This window comes from Caballeronia cordobensis, from assembly GCF_001544575.2.
GTDB lineage: Bacteria > Pseudomonadota > Gammaproteobacteria > Burkholderiales > Burkholderiaceae > Caballeronia > Caballeronia cordobensis.
This window is the reverse complement of the sequence record NZ_FCNY02000003.1, coordinates 109,690-128,310: the sequence shown is the minus strand read 5'-3', so window position 1 is coordinate 128,310 and position 18,621 is coordinate 109,690. Positions and strand designations below refer to the sequence as shown.

General features: G+C 63.8%; 16 protein-coding genes. 4 read left to right on the top strand and 12 right to left on the bottom strand.

Annotation, left to right across the window (positions count from 1 at the left end; translation table 11 throughout):
- Nucleotides 1-77: 77 nt before the first annotated feature.
- Genes AWB70_RS06970 through AWB70_RS06955 form a run of 4 tightly spaced genes read right to left on the bottom strand, consistent with a single transcriptional unit; the run spans nt 78 to nt 1,965 of the window.
- Nucleotides 78-431 carry a hypothetical protein gene (locus tag AWB70_RS06970; protein ID WP_063786742.1) on the bottom strand — a complete coding sequence of 118 codons (354 nt, stop codon included), beginning with the start codon at nt 429-431 and terminating at the stop codon, nt 78-80.
- Entirely contained in the window at nt 428-1,117 is a 690-nt protein-coding gene (locus AWB70_RS06965; RefSeq protein ID WP_053571149.1) for an RNA polymerase sigma factor, read from the bottom strand. Before AWB70_RS06965 ends, AWB70_RS06970 begins: the two co-directional genes overlap by 4 nt.
- 7 nt (nt 1,118-1,124) lie before the next feature.
- Nucleotides 1,125-1,475 carry a cupredoxin domain-containing protein gene (locus AWB70_RS06960; RefSeq protein ID WP_082378187.1) on the bottom strand — a complete coding sequence of 117 codons (351 nt, stop codon included), beginning with the start codon at nt 1,473-1,475 and terminating at the stop codon, nt 1,125-1,127.
- On the bottom strand, nt 1,432-1,965 hold the full coding sequence (locus AWB70_RS06955; protein WP_053571147.1) for a DUF4142 domain-containing protein: 534 nt from the start codon (nt 1,963-1,965) through the stop codon (nt 1,432-1,434). The genes AWB70_RS06960 and AWB70_RS06955 overlap by 44 nt, the downstream gene beginning before the upstream one ends.
- 143 nt (nt 1,966-2,108) lie before the next feature.
- Here AWB70_RS06955 and AWB70_RS06950 point away from each other — a divergent pair, with 143 nt between their 5' ends.
- A complete protein-coding gene (locus AWB70_RS06950) occupies nt 2,109-4,850 on the top strand; it encodes an MGH1-like glycoside hydrolase domain-containing protein (protein ID WP_053571146.1) in 2,742 nt (913 codons plus the stop codon).
- A gap of 80 nt (nt 4,851-4,930) precedes the next feature.
- Entirely contained in the window at nt 4,931-5,377 is a 447-nt protein-coding gene (locus AWB70_RS06945; protein ID WP_053571145.1) for a universal stress protein, read from the top strand.
- 4 nt (nt 5,378-5,381) lie between these two features.
- Here AWB70_RS06945 and AWB70_RS06940 read toward each other — a convergent pair whose 3' ends face one another.
- From AWB70_RS06940 to AWB70_RS06905, 8 genes are all read right to left on the bottom strand, one after another.
- Nucleotides 5,382-6,839, bottom strand: a complete 1,458-nt coding sequence (locus AWB70_RS06940; RefSeq protein ID WP_053571144.1) for an NAD-dependent succinate-semialdehyde dehydrogenase — start codon at nt 6,837-6,839, stop codon at nt 5,382-5,384.
- Nucleotides 6,840-7,002: 163 nt separating this feature from the next.
- Nucleotides 7,003-8,664, bottom strand: coding sequence for a cation acetate symporter (locus tag AWB70_RS06935; protein WP_045460100.1), 1,662 nt, complete (start codon nt 8,662-8,664; stop codon nt 7,003-7,005).
- The gene (locus AWB70_RS06930; protein ID WP_014252068.1) at nt 8,661-8,966 is read right to left on the bottom strand and encodes a DUF485 domain-containing protein; all 306 of its coding nucleotides are present in this window, start codon (nt 8,964-8,966) and stop codon (nt 8,661-8,663) included. The genes AWB70_RS06935 and AWB70_RS06930 overlap by 4 nt, the downstream gene beginning before the upstream one ends.
- A gap of 251 nt (nt 8,967-9,217) precedes the next feature.
- Nucleotides 9,218-10,018 (bottom strand): ethanolamine ammonia-lyase subunit EutC, encoded by an 801-nt coding sequence (gene eutC / locus AWB70_RS06925; protein ID WP_235024155.1) that lies wholly within the window; start codon nt 10,016-10,018, stop codon nt 9,218-9,220.
- A complete protein-coding gene (locus AWB70_RS06920; protein ID WP_053571142.1) occupies nt 9,985-11,364 on the bottom strand; it encodes an ethanolamine ammonia-lyase subunit EutB in 1,380 nt (459 codons plus the stop codon). Before AWB70_RS06920 ends, eutC begins: the two co-directional genes overlap by 34 nt.
- Nucleotides 11,361-12,512, bottom strand: coding sequence for a branched-chain amino acid ABC transporter substrate-binding protein (locus AWB70_RS06915; protein ID WP_045462136.1), 1,152 nt, complete (start codon nt 12,510-12,512; stop codon nt 11,361-11,363). The genes AWB70_RS06920 and AWB70_RS06915 overlap by 4 nt, the downstream gene beginning before the upstream one ends.
- 11 nt (nt 12,513-12,523) lie before the next feature.
- Nucleotides 12,524-13,756 (bottom strand): NAD(P)/FAD-dependent oxidoreductase, encoded by a 1,233-nt coding sequence (locus tag AWB70_RS06910; RefSeq protein WP_053572052.1) that lies wholly within the window; start codon nt 13,754-13,756, stop codon nt 12,524-12,526.
- On the bottom strand, nt 13,756-15,204 hold the full coding sequence (locus AWB70_RS06905; RefSeq protein ID WP_053571141.1) for an amino acid permease: 1,449 nt from the start codon (nt 15,202-15,204) through the stop codon (nt 13,756-13,758). The genes AWB70_RS06910 and AWB70_RS06905 overlap by 1 nt, the downstream gene beginning before the upstream one ends.
- A 295-nt stretch (nt 15,205-15,499) precedes the next feature.
- Between AWB70_RS06905 and AWB70_RS06900 the strand changes: the two genes are divergently transcribed.
- Together AWB70_RS06900 and AWB70_RS06895 are read left to right on the top strand one after the other, a co-directional pair.
- Nucleotides 15,500-16,906, top strand: coding sequence for an aminotransferase-like domain-containing protein (locus tag AWB70_RS06900; RefSeq protein ID WP_053571140.1), 1,407 nt, complete (start codon nt 15,500-15,502; stop codon nt 16,904-16,906).
- 440 nt (nt 16,907-17,346) lie between these two features.
- A complete protein-coding gene (locus AWB70_RS06895; protein WP_060854063.1) occupies nt 17,347-18,591 on the top strand; it encodes an efflux RND transporter periplasmic adaptor subunit in 1,245 nt (414 codons plus the stop codon).
- Nucleotides 18,592-18,621: the final 30 nt, after the last annotated feature.

The following is an 18,621-nucleotide window of genomic DNA, read 5'->3' as shown; positions in this document are numbered from 1 at the left end:
ACGCGTAAAAATGGCTTCCCGGTTATGTGATTGATGACGCGATGTCATCGATGGCGGCGCAATGATGCCAAGACGGCTCAATGCCCCGGCCCGTTCTGTTCGATGCAGCTCAGCACCAGCGTGCTGTTGGCGCCGGCTTCGGGGCTGAGCATCGCGGTGTGGAATTCGCTGTCGGTGCAGCGCCAGTCGGCCTGCAGGTCTTTCCTGCAAACGCGCGCCGTGTCGCCGATGCGCGCCCGGTCCGGCACGTACTCGCATGTGTCGAGGCCGTTGCATTGACGTATCAGATCACGCGTTGCGTTGCCGCCGGGCGCGCCGCAATTCGCGCCATACGTGGCGGATACGGCCGTGATCGTCCTTGCGCCAACAGCCGAAACACTCGCCAGCACGACCACGCCCGTCATCGCGCAAACTTGCCTGAAGCCATTCATGGCGTCCTCGCGGCGTCGCCGGATAGTTTCGACAGTACGCCCGCGACGATACGGTCGCACCGCGCGCCGCCGAATTCGAATACATCGCGCTCGGCGAGATCGAATGCCTGCGCAAGCGATTCGCGCAACAGGCTGCGCGCGCGAAAGTGACGGCTGCGCACGGTGGCCTCGGGAATCCGCAGGCACTGCGCGGTCTCCTCGACGCTCATCTCTTCGATCGAGCGCAACACGAACACCATGCGAAAGAGTTCGGGCAGTTCGTCGAGCTTGCGTTCGAGCAGCGCGCGAACCTGAGCGCGCGCGAGCGCTTCATCGGGTGCATCGTCGTGCGCGGTCATTGCATCGGCATGTTCGGCATAGTCGGGCGCGTCCACGATCGGAATCACGTTCTGACGCCGCGCGCTGCGCCGCAGGCGCGCGAAGCATTCGTTGAGCACGAGCCGCGACAGCCACGTGGACAGCCGCGCATCGCCGCGAAACTGGCTCATCGATCTGTACGCATGCAGATAGGCGTCCTGCAACGCGTCTTCGGCTTCGGCATCGTTGCGCAAGGTCGCGCGCGCGAGCCGATAAAGACGCCGGTTGTGCCGCCGCATCATCAGCTCGATCGCACTGCGATCGCCCGCGGCGATGCGGCGTGCGAGGCTCATGTCGTCATCGGTCAGGTCGGTTGCGAGTTCGCTCATCGTCGGCTCATCGAACGTTCAGGACCGCCTGCATCGTCGGATGCAGCGTGCACGAATACGCATAACTTCCTATTTCATGCGCGACATAGCTCCATGAGGCATCCGGCGCGATGTCGCGCGAATCGAATGCCTTCTTGTCGGCGGTCGCGGTATGGGGAAACAGATCCTTGTTCACCCAGACGACGCGATCGCCGCGCGCAATCGTCAAAGCCGGCGGCTCGAAGCGCATCTGCTCGATCACCACGACGAAGGTCGCGCCCGCCGCTTCGGACGACAACGCAAGCATGCCCGCAAAGGCAAGGAGCCAGCGCGCGTCACGCACCGCTCTTTCCCAGTTCCGCCTGCACATGCCGCGCATGTTCGAGATGCGCGACGAACGCGGGCCGCACCTTCACCAATAGCGCTTTCAGCTCTTCGTTCTTCGCGCCCGGAATCAGCGTCTTGTCGAGCGCATCGAGCACGCTTTCATGATAGGCGACCTCATGATCGATATACGACTTGTCGAAGCTACTGCCCGACAGCGTCTTCAGCTTCGAGAGATTCGCGTCTCCGCCTTGCTTGAGGCTCTGGCTCGTCGGGTTGTCTTCCGGCGTCACGGCGAGCTTCTTCACGAGATCGGCCGCGGCCTTGTTGACGCCGCTATGATCGGCGACCATTTGCTGCGCGAATGCCTTGACGTCCTTCGATTTCGTTTTCGATTCGGCGAGCTTGCCCGCGTCGATATCGACCTGATTCGCCGTGACGACGATCGCCGCGATCTGCGGATCGGTAGGCCCCGCGCTCTGGGCGTACGGCGCGAGGCTCGTGAGCGCGAGCGCCGCCGCGCATGCGATATGAACAGGTTTCATCGTGATGTCTCCGGGCACGCCGTTGTGGATACCGGCTTGGATGTCACGACGAAAATCCGCGTTCCCGAATCGGTGCAATGGCGCTTATCATCGGGAATTCGCGCATCGAACGTATTGGATGGTCATCCCGGACCGGAGGTCGCATGCCACCGCTACGCGCAATCCATCTGCTGCAAACGAAAGAAGGCGCCCGCCTGCACGGCGCCGATCTCGACCGCTGGCGCCGCTGGGGGCCGTATCTGAGCGAACGGCAATGGGGCACTGTGCGCGAGGATTACAGCGAATACGGCACCGCCTGGGATTACTTTCCGCACGACCATGCGCGCAGCCGCATGTACCGCTGGGGCGAGGACGGCATCGCGGGCTATGGCAACGATCCGCTCGACTGGTGCGTCTCGCTCGCGCTCTGGAACGGGCGCGATCCGATCATCAAGGAACGGCTTTTCGGGCTGACGAACGAGCAAGGCAATCACGGCGAGGACGTGAAGGAACTGTACTTCTACCTCGACGGCACGCCCACGCATTCGTACATGAAGATGCTGTACAAGTACCCGCACGATGCGTATCCGTACCAGCAGCTCATCGACGAAAACCGGCGGCGCGGCCCCGCCTTGCCCGAGTACGAAATTCTCGACACGGGCGTGTTCGATGCGGATCGCTACTTCGATGTCTGCGTCGAATACGCGAAGCACACGCCCGACGATATCGTGATGCGCGTCACCGTCGAGAATCGCGCGAACGAAAGCGCGACGCTCGATCTGCTGCAGCAGTTCTGGGCGCGCAACCGGTGGTCGTGGTCGAGCAAATGGGGCAAGCCTTCGTTGACGCTCGAACACGACGCGCAGGAAGGCGCGCGCGTGGTCGCGCACAATCCGTCTTCGGGCACGATGTTTGTCACGGCCACGGCGCAAGCGCCGATCGAATGGCTCTTCTGCGAGAACGAAACGAACGTTCGTCGCATCTTCGGCATGGAAGGCGCGGGACCGTTCAAGGACGGTTTCAACGACTTTCTTGTCGAAGGCGACGAGCAGGCCATTCGCCGCGATCGCGGCACGCGCACCGCGGCGCGCGTGCATCTGCAACTCGCGCCGCATGAACGCGCAGCCGTCTATTTGCGCTGGCGTCCCGCGTCCGTTTCGAACGATCCGCCGCTCGACCTCGAACAGCTTTTCGCGCGCCGCGTGGCGGAAGCCGACGAGTTCTATTCGACGCTGCAACACGATATCGTCGATGACGATGCGCGCCTCGTACAGCGCCAGGCGCTCGCCGGCATGTTATGGACCAAGCAGTACTACCAGTTCGACGTCACGCGCTGGCACGACGGCGATCCGGGCCAGCCCAAGCCGCCGAAGGGCCGCCGCCACGGGCGCAACGCGGACTGGCGGCACATGTGCAACGGCGACATCGTCTCGATGCCGGACAAGTGGGAATACCCGTGGTACGCCTCGTGGGATCTCGCGTTTCATGCGGTGGCGTTCGCGACCATCGATCCCGACTTCGCGAAGAAGCAGTTGATGCTGCTCGTCAAAGAGCGCTACATGCATCCGAACGGGCAGTTGCCGGCCTACGAATGGGCATTCGGCGACGCCAATCCGCCCGTGCATGCGTGGGCGACATGGCGCGTGTACGAGCTCGATCGCGAGATGACGGGCATCGGCGATCACGCGTTTCTCGAAGTGATGTTCCACAAGCTGCTGCTCAACTTCGCGTGGTGGGTCAACCGCAAGGACGCCGACGACCGCAACATCTTTCAGGGCGGCTTTCTCGGGCTCGACAACATCGGCATCTTCGACCGCTCGCAGCCGCTGCCCACGGGCGGCCGCATCGATCAGGCCGACGGCACCGCGTGGATGGCGTCGTATGCGCTCGACCTCATGCAGATCGGCCTCGAACTCGCGATGACGAACGAATCGTATGTCGAGATCGCGGTGAAGTTCTTCGAGCACTTTCTGTATATCGCCGAAGCGGTAAGTTGCGGCGAAGGCTGCAACACGGGCCTGTGGGACGGCCGCGACGAGTTCTTCTACGACTCGCTGCATCTGCCGAACGGCTCGCGCGTGCCGCTGCGCATTCGCTCCATCGTCGGGCTGATTCCGCTTTTCGCCGTGCATGTGCTGGAAGAGCGCGTCTATGGCGATCTGCCGGGACTGCGCGAGCGGCTCGCATGGTTTCTGGATCACCGGCCGAATCTCGCGAAGCTCGTGTCGCGCTGGACCGAGCCTGGCAAGGGCAATACCACGCTGCTGTCGCTGCTGCGCGGGCATCGCATGAAGGCGCTGTTGCGCCGCACGCTCGATCAGTGCGAATTCCTCTCCGACTACGGCGTGCGCGCGCTGTCTCGCGTGCATTGCGGCACGCCCTATGTCTTCGATCACGATGGCCTGAACGTCTGCATCCGCTATCTGCCGGCGGAATCCGATTCGCGCGTGTTCGGCGGCAATTCGAACTGGCGCGGGCCGATATGGATGCCCGTGAATTACTTGCTGATCGAATCGCTGTACGAGTTTCATCGCTATTACGGCGACGATTTCCGCGTCGAGTATCCGACGGGTTCGGGCAAGACGCTTTCGCTGAGCGAGATCGCCGACGACTTGTCCAGACGCATCAGCATGCTCTTCATGAAAGACGCCGAGGGCAAGCGTCCCGTGATGGCGGCGTATCCGCAATTGCAGGCCGATCCGCGCTCGCGGGACCTGATACTCTTTCACGAGTACTTTCATGGCGACAACGGACGCGGCGTCGGCGCCTCGCATCAGACGGGCTGGAGCGGGCTTGTCGCGCTGCTGCTGCAGCCGAGATTGATGAAGCTGTCGCACGTCGGACCGGAAGCGCCCGTGATGGCCGTGCGCCTGCATGAAGAAGCTGTCGCGGCGATGGGGCGCTGAAGCTTTCGATTCCGTTTCGGTCGCTCGACGCCTCGCCTATACTGAACCATGAACGCCCCAGAGAACCGGAGGACGTCATCATGTTCAGGCATCTGCTCGTTCCGACGGATGGCTCCGCGCTATCCGAAGCGGCCGCGCGCATGGCGGTTGCGCTGGCGAAGGAAAACGGCGCGCGCATCACCGCGCTTTATATGGTGCGGCCGTTTCATATGACCGTTTATAGCGCCGAGATGGTGGGCGCGCCGCAGGATGACTTCGAGTCGGTCGACCGGGAGCGCGCCGGGCAATATCTGGAGACCGTGCGTGCGATCGCCACCGAGGGCGGTGTGGATTGCGATACCGAAGCGCCCACCGGCGCGCATCCTTACGAAGCGATTCTCAAGGCCGCGAAAGCGCGGCATTGCGATCTCATCGTGATGGCGTCACACGGGCATGGCGGGATTCGCGGGCTTTTGCTCGGCAGCGAGACGCAAAAGGTGCTGACGCATAGTCATTTGCCGATTCTGGTGGTGCGGCCGCCGGAGTGAAGGCCTACCCCTCCAGATTCCCAAAACACACATACTTCGCCTCCAGATACTCCTCGACGCCGGACGACGCGCCTTCCCTCCCCATCCCCGATTCCTTGATCCCGCCGAACGGCGCGACCTCGTTGAACACGAGGCTGTCGTTCACGCCGACGACGCCGCATTCCAGCGCCTCCATCACCCTGAACGCGCGGCTGATATCTGCTGTATAGAAGTAAGCCGCAAGCCCCGTGCGCGTGTCGTTCGCGAGCGTGATGACGTCGTCCTCGTCCCTGAAGCGGAGCACGCTCGCGACCGGGCCGAGCACTTCGTCGCCGCACACGCTCATCGACGGATCGACGTCCGTCAGCACCGTCGGCCTGAAAAAATGCGAGCCGGGCGCGACGCGCGCGCCGCCCGCCGCGACCGTCGCGCCGAGTTTCACCGCTTCATCGACGAGGTTTTCCATGTGCGTCACCGCCGCCTCGCTGATGAGCGGCCCGATCTGCGCGCCTTCGTCCAGCCCGTCGCTTACCTTGAGCAACGCGACGCGCGAGACCAATTTCGCGACGAAGATTTCATACACGTCCTCATGCACGAAGAAGCGGTTCGCGCACATCGCTGCCTGGCCGGAGTGACGAAAACGCGCATCGAGCGCGCCTTTGACGGCGAGATCGATATCGGCGTCGCCGAACACGATGAAAGGACAGTTCGCGCCCAGTTCGAGCGACATCTTCTTGACCGTGGGCGCGCACAAGGTCATGAGCCGCTTGCCTTCGTCGATGGAGCCGGTGAACGACACCTTCCGCACCTCGGGACTCGCGAGCAGCGTGCTTCTGACCGGCTCGTCCGCGCCCGTCAGCACGGAGAGCACGCCGCGCGGCAAACCGGCGTTTTCGCCGAGCACGCACAGCGCGAGCGCCGAAAAAGGCGTCTGCGGATCGGGATGATGAATGACCGTGCAGCCCGCCGCGAGCGCCGCGCCGACGCGCCGCGCGACCATCGACGAGGGAAAGGTCCATGACGTGATCGCGCCGCACACGCCGATGGGCTGATGCAGCACGCGAATACGTTGATTGCGCCGTGGCGCGGGAATGTTGTCGCCGTAGATGCGCCGCGCTTCTTCGGCGAACCAGTCGAGGTAATTCGCGGCCTGCGTGATTTCGGAGCGCGCTTCGTGAAGCGGCTTGCCTTGTTCGCAGCAAAGAATGATGGCGAGATCGTCGCGATGAAGTTCGACGAGCCGCCCCCACTCCCGCAGCACCGAAGCCCGCTCGCGGCTGCTCCAGCTTCGCCAGTCCTGCAGGGCCGCGTTCGCGCATTCGATCGCTTCGCTCACCTGCTCCGGCGTCACCTGCGGTACGGTGCCGAGCGTCTCGCCCGTCGAAGGATTCGTGACGGGCACGCGCGGCAGCGACGTGTTATCCACCCACGCGCCGCCGATATACGCCGATTGCTCGAAAAGACTCGGGCACTGCAGTTTCATGGCTCGCTCCGTGCGTTTGATGCTCCGTGCATTCCGTTTGCATCGAGCTTAACGCATTTTCCGGGCCATTCGATAACGCAGGGCTGCGCTGTCGTATCAGTGCTGCGGCATGTCGTATCGGCGATGATTCCGGCGGCGCATCGGGCGCGCCGCCGCCATCACATCAATGGCTCGCGCCCTCCACCGCGCCGATGCCCGTTTCGGAGCGCACCGTCTGCGCCTCGAAGCCGGCCTGATCGATACGCGCGCGCGCCGACCGGTCCGTCACCGAGAAGAGCCAGATGCCGATGAAGCCGATCGCCATCGAGAAGAGCGCGGGCGAGGCATACGGGAACGGCGCACTCGCGTAGTGGAACACGTCCACCCACACGGCCTTCGACAGCACCGTCATCACGACCGCGGAAAGCAGGCCGAGGAAACCGCCGACCGCCGCGCCGCGCGTCGTGCAGCCGCGCCACAACACGGACATGAAGAGCACCGGGAAGTTGGCCGACGCCGCCACCGCGAACGCGAGCGACACCATGAACGCGATGTTCTGCTTCTCGAACACGATGCCGAGCACGACCGCGACGATGCCGAGCACGATCGTCGTCACGCGCGAGACTTTCAGTTCGCTCTTGCTCGATGCCTTGCCCTTCTTGAACACGGTGGCGTACAGATCGTGCGACACCGCCGACGCACCCGCGAGCGTAAGACCCGCAACGACCGCGAGAATCGTGGCGAACGCGACCGCCGAGATGAAGCCGAGGAACACGTTGCCGCCAACCGCGCTCGCAAGATGCACCGCCGCCATGTTGGTGCCGCCGAGCAGCTTGCCACCCGCGTCCTTGAAGACCGGGTTCGTGCTCACCAGCACGATCGCGCCGAAGCCGATGATGAACGTGAGGATGTAGAAGTAGCCGATCCACGTCGTCGCCCAGAACACCGACTTGCGCGCTTCCTTCGCGTTGGGCACGGTAAAGAAGCGCATCAGGATGTGCGGCAGGCCCGCCGTGCCGAACATCAGCGCGATGCCGAAGGAGATCGCCGAGATCGGGTCCTTGATGAAGTTGCCCGGGCCCATGATCGATTCTTTCTTCTCGTGCACGTCCACGGCCTTCGCGAACAGCGCCTCGGGGCTGAAGTTGAACTGCCACATCACCATGAAGGCCATGAACGACGCGCCGGCGAGCAACAGGCACGCCTTGATGATCTGCACCCACGTCGTCGCCGTCATGCCGCCGAAGAGCACGTACACCATCATCAGCGCGCCGACGATGACCACCGCGATCCAGTATTCGAGGCCGAACAGCAGCTTGATGAGCTGTCCCGCGCCGACCATCTGCGCGATGAGATAGAACGCCACCACGACGAGCGTGCCCGAGGCCGCGAAGGCGCGGATCGGCGTCTGCTTGAAGCGGTACGCGGCGACGTCCGCGAAGGTGAAGCGGCCGAGATTGCGCAGGCGCTCCGCCATCAGGAACGTGATGATCGGCCAGCCGACGAGAAAGCCGATCGAATAGATCAGGCCGTCATAGCCATTGCTGTAGACCGCCGCCGAGATGCCGAGAAACGACGCCGCCGACATGAAATCGCCCGCGATCGCGAGCCCGTTCTGAAAGCCGGTGATGCCGCCGCCCGCCGTGTAGAAGTCCGCCGCCGAGCGCGTTTTCTTCGCCGCCCATTTGGTGATGAAGAGCGTAGCGATGACGAACGCGATAAACATGCAGATCGCCGTCCAGTTGGTCGCCTGCTTGACGGCCTGACCGAGATCGCCGCCCGCTGCAAAAGCACTGGCGGACGCCGCGAAAAGCGCGCCCGCCGCGAGATGACGTTGTGCCTTCATGCGGCCTCCCGCTTGATCTTGTCGGTGAGTTCGTCGTACGTGCTGTTAGCATGCCGCACGTAAAGCCCGGTGATGACGACCGTGAAGACGATCACGAACAGGCCGATCGGCATGCCCCAGGTCATCACGCCCGAACCGATTTTCGAGGCGAGCAGATCCTTGTCGAACGCGATCAGCAGCACGTAGCCGTAGTACACGATCAGCACGAGCGCCGTCAGCGTCCAGCCGAGCTTCGAGCGTTTTCGCACCAGTTCGCCATACGTGGCGCTCGACTTGATTTTTTCCACGATCCTGAGATCCATTTCCGTCTCCTGCATGAAGGTCTTTTCTCTGCGTGCGAAGGCGCGCGTTCCCGCCCGATGCGCGAACGTTCGGCGAACCATAAGAAGTAAGGAATCCCCCAAGCGGGGAGATCACGCGATGCTCTCGCGCATGCGTTTCGAGGCGAGTTTTGCTTTCGATGCGCTGGAGACTAAGGTAAAAGCGTCCGCTTACCCTTTTCTTACGTGCGCCAGTTTATTGGGGCGGGGTTTACGCCAAGCATCGAGGCAGACTATTCACCCGATAGACGATCGACCGTTCGCTGCGACAGCGCAACCGTGCTGTCATCCTTGAGACTGACGCCCGTCAGCTTTCGCGTGCGCGCTTCGCCCAGCAGCCAGGCGAGCTTGAACGCCGCGGCATCGTAAGCAAGTCCTTCAGGCCGCACGTTCGATATGCAGTTGCGCTCTGCATCGCTGCGGCCTGGCACGGGATGGTATGTGACATAGACGCCGAGATTCGCGGGCGAGCTCAGTCCCGGTCTTTCGCCGATCAGCATCGCGACGAGATGCGCCTTCAATATCGCGCCGATGCCATCGCCGAGCGCAACGCGCGCCTGCGTCGCCACGACGACGGGACCGATGCGCCATCCGTCGAGCCGTGCGATCGTCCTTTCGATGAGCGGTATCGCATGCGTTGCCGCCGCACTGGACGACAGTCCATCGGCGATGACGAACACGAGGTCCGCGTTTTTCGCATGCGCTTCGAGGCGCGTTGCGCTGTCCTCGCTCAAGCTGCGCCCGAGATCGGGACGCCGCAGATAGACATCGCGCGCGGGCGCGGCGCTATGCACCGCGACGCTTGCATATCCCTTCGATCGCAGTTCGTCCTGCAACGCATCGGCATCGAGCGGACGATGCACCGCGTCGCGCGCCTGCGCATGCGCGAGCGTGAACGCGAGCAACGGTCCGGTCGGCACGCTGCTGCCCGCGCGCCCCAGTGCGATGCGCGCATCCGTGAAGCGGCGCAGCGCTTCCCATCGATTCGGGTTCACGCTCATCACGCCCTCATCCAGTCGATGAGCGCGGGCCATTGCGTCTGTTCTCGAAGCATGCCTTGCGCATTCGTGATCTGAATCGCGCGCAACCATGCTTCGAACTCCGGTGCGCGCTTGAGCCCCAGCACGTCGCGCACATACAGCGCGTCATGAAACGACGTGCTCTGATAGTTCAGCATCACATCGTCTGCGCCGGGCACGCCCATGATGAAGTTCACGTTCGCCGCGCCGAGCAGGGTCAGCAGGGTGTCCATGTCGTCCTGATCGGCTTCGGCGTGGTTCGTATAGCAGACGTCGCAACCCATCGGCACGCCGAGCAGCTTCGCGCAAAAATGATCTTCGAGCCCGGCGCGAATGATCTGCTTGCCATCGTAGAGATATTCCGGGCCGATGAAACCCACCACCGTGTTCACGAGAAACGGATCGAACTTGCGCGCCACCGCATACGCGCGCGCCTCGCAAGTCTGCTGATCGACGCCATGATGCGCATTCGCCGACAACGCGCTGCCCTGCCCCGTTTCGAAGTACATCAGGTTATGGCCGATGGTCCCGCGCCCGAGCGACAAGCCCGCGTCATACGCTTCCTGCAACAGCGCGAGCGATATGCCGAACGACGCATTCGCGCGCTCCGTGCCCGCGATCGACTGAAACACGAGATCGACGGGCGCGCCCTGCTCGATCGCCGCGAGCGTGTTCGTCACGTGCGTGAGCACGCAGGTTTGCGTCGGCACGTCGTAGCGTTCGCGGAATGCGTCCATCATCGCGAGCAGCTTGCCGATGGCCTGCGGCGAGTCCGATGCGGGATTGATGCCGATCATCGCGTCGCCGCAGCCGTACATGAGGCCGTCGATCATCGACGCGGCAATGCCCTGCACATCGTCCGTGGGATGGTTCGGTTGCAGGCGCACCGACAGATGTCCCGGCAAGCCCACGGTATTCCGAAAGCGCGTGACCACCGGCCGCTTCTTCGCGGCGAGGATGAGATCCTGATTGCGCATCAGCTTGGACACGGCCGCGGCCATCTCGGGCGTCAATCCTTCCGATACCGCGACGAGCGCGGCGGTATCGGTCGAATCGGCGAGCAGCCATTCGCGGAACTCGCCGACCGTGAGATGCGACACGGCGGCGAATGCGTCCTGCGAATGCTCGTCGATGATGAGGCGTGTGACTTCATCGTCTTCATACGGAATCAACGCTTCATCGAGAAAGGCGCGCAGCGGCACGGCGGCCAGCGCCATCTTCGCCACCGCGCGCTCTTCTTCGGTTTCAGCGGCGACGCCCGCGAGTTCGTCGCCCGAACGCTTCGGACTGGCTTTTGCAAGCAGCGTCTTCAGATCGTCGAAGCGGTACGTGCGAACGCCGGCGCTTTCCCTGTAACTCATACGCCGCTTCCGCCCACCGTTTTCAGGCTCTTCCATTGTCCCTGCTCGACCTGAAAGAGCGTATAGGGCGGCTTGATCAGATCGCCGTACGGATCGAACGATATCCGGCCCGTCACGCCCGTCACGTCGACCTTCGCGAGCGCCTCCACGATCTTGCCGCGATCGAGCGAGTTCGCGTCGTGGATCGCCTTGATCATCGCGAGCGTGGCATCGTAGGCGAACGGCGCATATAGTTCGACATCCTGATTGAATCGCGCCTTGTAGCGCTTGCCGAACGCTTGCGCGGAAGGCAGCTTGTCGAGCGCGGGGCCGGGTTCGAGATCCTGCGTGCCGTTGCCCGAGGTGCCCGCGATTGTCAGGAACGCATTGCTCTTCAGCGCGCCCGCGCCAAAAAGCTGCGTCGTCATGCCGAGCGAACGCATCTGCTTGACGAGCATCGCGCCCTGTTCATCGAGGCCGCCGAAGAAGAGCAGATCGACGTTCTGGCTCTTCATCGTCGTGAGGATCGCGCGGAAATCGACCGCCTTGTCGTTCGTGTACTCGCGCGCGACGACCTTGCCGTTCGCTTCCTTCACGCCCTTTTCGAACGCATCGGCGAGGCCTTGCCCGAAGGCCGTGCGATCGTCGATGATGCCGATGCGCTTGGGCTTCATCTGCTCGACCACGAAGCGCCCCGCGACCACGCCGCCCACACCGTCGTGGCCCATCGTGCGGAACACGTTCTTGAAGCCCTGCTTCGTGAGTTGCGGATTGGTCGAGCCGGGCGTGATCATCGCGACATTCGCCTGGTGATACACGGCGGACGCCGGAATGCTGCATCCCGAGTTGTAATGCCCGATCACGCCGACGACGCCGCTGTCCACGGCCTTTTGCGCGACCTGGATCGCCGTGCGCGGATCGGCCTGATCGTCGTAGACCTCCAGCTCGAACTTGACGGGCTTGCCGCCGACGGTCGGATGCTTCGCGTTCTCTTCATCGATCGCGAGTTGCGCGCCGTACTGCAAGTCCTTGCCGACGCGCGCGACCGGTCCCGTCAACGGTCCAACGAACGCGATCTTGACGGTTTCGGGTTCCGCGGCCCACGACATCGGCACGTACGCGGCCAGCATGCTCGCGGCGATGCCTGAAAGAAAGATGCGACGGTTCATGTTCATGCTCCTCAGTGAAAACGCGACGCGCGATAACTCGCGAGATCGACCGGCGGTGCGCGCCGTGCGACCAGATCGGCCACGATGCGCCCGCTCACGCCCGCGAGCGTCAAACCCAGATGCTGATGTCCAAACGCGTAAATCACGCGCTCGCTCGTCTTCGCCGCGCCGATCACCGGCACGCCATCGGGCAGCGTGGGGCGAAAGCCGAGCCATTCGCGATCCGGCGTGCCGAGCGCGGGCAACGCGCGCTTCGACGACACCGTGACGAGATCGAGCAGCGCGCGATTGCGCGCTTCCGTAAAGCCGGCGAGCTCGACGGTGCCCGCGACGCGAATGCCGTCGCTCATCGGCGTCATGTAGAAGCCGCGTTCCGCCCAGCCGCATGGCCGCGATATCAAACCCGATGCCGAGGCATAGCGCACGTGATAGCCGCGTTCGGTATCGAGCGGCACGTCGTCGCCGCATTGATGCGCGAACGTGCGTGAACGCGCGCCCGTCGCGACGACGACATGATCGAAGCGGCGCGCCTCGCCGTTCATGCGCAACGACACGCCTTGCGCGTTCGGCTCGATCGCATCCACTTTCACGCGTTCGAGACGCGCGCCTTGCGCGGCAAGACGTTCGTATAAAGCCTGAAGAAACGCGGCCGGATCGCTGAAATGCCAGCTATCGCGAAACAGCACGCCGCGCTCGAAGATCGGCGCAAGCCGTGGCTCCAGTTCGCGGATCGCGCCGCTATCGAGCACATCGAAGCCCACGCCGAGCCGTTCGCGCAACGCGAGCGAATCGCGCGCCGCATCGAACGACGCCGCGCTCGAATAGAGATACAAGCATTCGCGCGGCCGGATAAAGCGCTGCAAACCGTCATCGGCGAGCAAAGGCGCATAGCCTTCCTGCGCACGCGACAACAGCGCCGCCAGCGCCTTCGCGCTCGCTTCGTAATTCGCGCGCCGCGAACTCATCAGAAAGCGCGCGAGCCACGGCGCGAGTTGCGGCAGATAGCGCCAGCGCAATCTGAACGGGCTGTCGTTCGAGAGCAGAAAGCGCGGGATATCGCGGAACACGGAAGGGTTGTTCACCGGCACGCAGCCGTAAGGCGCGAACGTGCCCGCATTGCCGAACGACGCGCCCTGCGCCACGCCCGACGGATCGAGCAGCGTGACGGCGTGACCGTCGCGCATGAGCCAGGCCGCGCTCGCCATGCCGATGAACCCCGCGCCGATGATCGCCACGTTCGACATCAGTCGCGCCCCTTCCATGCAAGGCCGTCGTCGCTCGACAGAAAGCCTGTCGCCGCCGCGCCTTCCTCATGCCGTTGATGACGCTTCGCCGCGACGACATACGCCGCCGACGCCACCGCGAGGCTCGCGAGACTCGCCATCAACTGGCCGCGCAGCTCGGCGTCCGCGCCCATCGCCGCGAGCACGCCCACGATCGCGATGACGACCGCATACGACAGCCACGGGAAGAGCCACATCTTCAGCGTGAGGCGCTCGGGCGCCTGCTTTTCGATGCGCCGGCGGATGCGGATCTGCGCGAGCGCCGTCGCCAGATAGACGAACAGCATCACCGCGCCGGATGCGTTCACGAGGAACAGGAACACGCCCTGCGGCGACACGATCGCGGCGATGATCGCCACATAACCCACCACGCTCGAGAGCAGCACCGCAAGACGCGGCACCTTGTGCGGCGTGAGTTTGAGCAGTGACTTCGGCGCATCGCCGCGTTCGGCGAGACGGAACAGGATGCGCGACGACACATACAGCCCCGAATTCAGCGCGGACAGCACGGCGACGAGCACAATCGCATTCATGATGTCGGCGGCGTAGGGAATGCGCATCGTCTCCAGCGCGGCGACGAACGGCGAATGGCCCGTCACGATGCTGCCCCACGGCACGATGCACGCAATCAGGAACAGCGAGCCGACATAGAACGTGATGACGCGCAGGATTACCGAGCGCGTCATCGCGGCGACGCTCTTCGCGGGGTCGTCGGATTCGGCGGCGGCGATCGTCGCGATTTCCGCGCCGCCCACTGCGAAGATCACCGTGGGCACGGCGGCGAACACGGACATTGCGCCGAACGGCAGAAAGCCGCGATTGCCGGTGAGATGCGCGAGTGCGCCGTGCGTGTGGCCGAAGCCGAGCAGATAGCCCGCGCCGATGGCGATGAACACGATGATCGCCGCAACCTTGATCGACGCGAACCAGAATTCGAACTCGCCGTACGACTTGACCGAAAGCAGGTTGATCGCGGTCATCACCGAGAGCAGCACGAGGCCGATGACCCAGACCGGCGCGGGGATCCAGCGTTGCAGGATGGCCGCGCCCGCGACCGCTTCCACCGCGACGACGATCACCCAGAAATACCAGTAGAGCCAGCCGCTCGTGAAGCCGGCCCAGTTGCCGAGCCCGATGCGCGCATATTCGGTGAACGAGCCGACGCCCGGCACCGCGAGCGCCATTTCGCCGAGCATGCGCATGACCATCAGCACGACGATTCCGGCGACGAGATACGACACGCACGCAGCCGGACCGACCGTCGCGAGCGTTGCGCTGCTGCCGACGAACAGACCCGCGCCGATGATGCCGCCGAGCGCGATCATCGTGACGTGACGCTGGCGCAGCGCCGAGCCGAGTTTCGGCGGGCTGCCGGACAGCGTCGATTGAGTGGATTGAGGCAAGGACATCGAGAAATCTCCCGCGGACAAAGATCGAATGATCGGAGAAGCGCCGATACAAAAACCGGGCACACACCAGACAAACTCTGATACTAGAATCACACAAGATTTTTTTGTGTGCAATAAAAGCGTGATTGTGTGGTGCCGGGACTTTCCCTAACGGAAGGCTGGAGCGGGTCTTGCAGAGCCTAATGAACGCTGCCGACACGCGCAGGAGCGTTGCACGCGCCCGACTCTGGGTTAGAATCGGCAGACTTCCGCACAAATCGCGGACAAAGCACGCTTTGTATGGAGACAGAGGTTCATGGCTTCCGGCAAGGATCAGACGCTGGCCAATGGCGAGACCGACGGCGCGGCGAAGCGATCGACGTATATCGAGGTGTCCAGCTCCATCGAAAAGGAGATTCGCAGCGGCATTTATCCGCCCGGCAGCCGTCTGCCGCCGCAGCGGCAACTGGCGAGCGAACTGGGCATCAACGTGTCGACGGTGTCGCGCGCGTACAAGGAATTGCAGTTGCGCGGCCTCGTGATCGGCAGCAAGCGGCGCGGCTCGCTCGTGACCGGCGGCGCCATGCCGAGCGTCGAGACGCCGGCGGCGAGCGCGGGCAGCACGGTCATCGATCTGACCGTGAACCGGCCCGCCACGGGCGAATATCTCAAGTGTCTGGCGCGCACCATGGCCGAGCTGCCGCGCGATCCGCGCTTCGCGCAATTGCAGGAATATCAGCCGCCGCAAGGGCCGTCGTGGGCGCGCGCGGCCGGTGCGCGCTGGATGAGCGCGCCGGGCTTCGCGCCGACAGCCGAGCAGGTCGTCGTCACGAGCGGCGCGCAGCATGGGCTGTATGCGGTGCTCAACAGCCTGATCGGCACCGACGGCGTGATCCTCGCGGATCAGCTCACGTATTACGGCCTGAAGGCGCTGGCGCCGGTGTTCCAGTTCGAGATCGTGGGCGTTCCGAGCGATCGCGACGGCTTGCTCGTCGAGGAGATCGAGCGCGTGTGCAAGCGCGTGCCGGTGAAGGCGATCTTCACCGTGCCGAATCTGCAGAATCCCACCGTCACGACCATGAGCCTCGAACGGCGCATGGCGCTCGTCGCGGTTGCGCGGCGGCACGGCGTGGCGATCATCGAGGACGATGTCTACGGTCCGCTCATCGCGCAGCGTCTGCCGACGATCGCGAGCCTGTGTCCCGAACTGACGTTTCATATCTCGGCGACATCGAAAATCCTCGCGCCGGGTTTGCGGCTCGGCTATCTGTCGAGCCCGCAGGACAATGCCGCGCTGTGCGCGGAGGCCGTGCGCACGACGGCGTGGATGCCCGCGCCGATATCGATGCTGATCGCGACCGTCTGGATGGAAGACGGCACCGCGCAGCACATCATGAATGCGCAGCTCGCCGAGATTCGCGCGCGGCACGATCTCGCGCGCGAGCTGTTGCCGCAGGAGCTGCTGCAGGCCGATCCCGCCTGCATGTTCGTGTGGCTGAAGCTGCCGCCGCCGTGGCGCGCGGACGATTTCGCGGCGAACGCGAAGGCGCGCGGCGTGGTGGTGATGCCGTCGTCGGCGTTTGCCGTGGACAGATCGGAAATCGAGCACGGCGTGCGCATCAACCTCGCGTGCGCGGAGAGCCGCGATCAACTCGTCAGCGGATTGCGGATGCTGGCGAGCACGCTGAAGGACCGGCCGCGGGCATTGTTCGGGCATTTATGATGCGCACGACTGATCGTCGGACGGCGCCCGGCCGGTCGCGACGAATCCGCAAACCATCCATATTCTCGTTCATCGTTTCATGAATCGGCGCGCCGCCCCGGCGCGCGCCGACGTCACCCCTGCCCCCCAGCGCCGAAAAAATCCCCACGCGGGCGTCGAACAGAAATGGCAATAAACGCTATGGCGTTTTCAGCCGAGTTCGGCTATTAGTAGACTCGATACAGACGTCACGCACGTCACGCTTACGCGACGGCGAAGCATGAGCAGCTCTCTCGTTAAAAATCGACGGTCAAAACCGGAGGCAGCTACGGCATATCACAAGCATCAGGCTCGCGCTCGTTGACGTCTTAAAGTCCTGTCCCGCGCGAGCATGTCGTGGCGAGGCGCACTGCACGCGCGCTCGCTCATCAACGATCGGCCACCCCAAGAGGGAGGCGCCTATGGCGTTCGTGTCGGAACAGATGCTGGACTGCTGCCGGTTCGCTCATCCGTCGCGCTCGATGCGTGCAATGCGTTTCATCGTTGCCGCCGCGATCGCGTCGCTCTCGCTCGCGGCGTGCAAGAAGCCGCCGCCCGAAGCGGCGAAACCACCCGTCGAAGTCACCGTCGTTACCGTCGCCGCGCAATCGACGCCCGTCGATTTCGAATTCACCGCGCAGACACAAAGCTCGCGCGAAGTGGAAATCCGTGCGCGCGTCGACGGCTTTCTGGAAAAGCGCATGTACACCGAAGGCTCGCTCGTCTCGGCGGGCCAGGTGATGTTCATCATGGACAAGCGCCCGTTCGAGGCCGCGCTGCAAACCGCGAAAGGCTCGCTTGCGCAGCAGCAGGCGCGGCTTCTCGTCACGCAGCAGAACCTCGCGCGCGTCAAGCCGCTCGCCGCGATGAACGCGTTGAGCAAGAAGGATCTCGATGACGCCGTCGGCAACGAAAAGAGCGCCGAGGCCGCCGTTATCGCCGCGAAGGGCGAAGTGCAGACCGCCGAACTGAATCTCAGCTACACGACGATCCGTTCGCCGCTGAAAGGGCTGTCGAGTTTTGCGCGCGTGCAGGAAGGCAGTTACGTGACGCCGACGCAATCGGGCCTGCTCACCTATGTCTATCAGCTCGACCCGATGTGGGTGAACTTCAGCATCTCGGAGAACGAACTGCTCGGCTATCGCGAGCAGATTCAAAAAGGCCAGTTGCGCTTTCCGCCCGACAACCAGTTCGATGTGACCGTGATTCAGGCCGATGGCTCCGTCTACCCGCAGACGGGCCGTATCGACTTCACGAATCCGGCATTCAGCACGGAGACGGGCACCTTCCTCGTGCGCGCGGTGTTCGCGAATCCGAAGGGCTCGCTGCGCCCCGGCCAGTTCGTGAAAGCGCGGGTCGCGGGCGCGATCCGGCCGAACGCGATCCTGCTGCCGCAGCGCGCCGTGCTGCAGGGCGCGAAGAGTCATTTCGTCTGGGTGCTCGATCAGCAGTCGAAGCCGCATCAGCGCGTCATCGAAGTGGGCGAATGGCACGGCGACGACTGGTTCATCACGAACGGGCTGAAGGCGGGCGAACGCGTGGTCGTCGATGGCGCGATACGCGTCAGCGCGGATTCGAACATCCGTGTGGTCGATGCTCCCGCCTCGGGCGCCAAGGAGGCATCGCTCGGCGAGACGAAGAACGCAAGCGGCGGGACCGAAAAGTGACCTGATCTGACCATTATCGGAACCACGTCG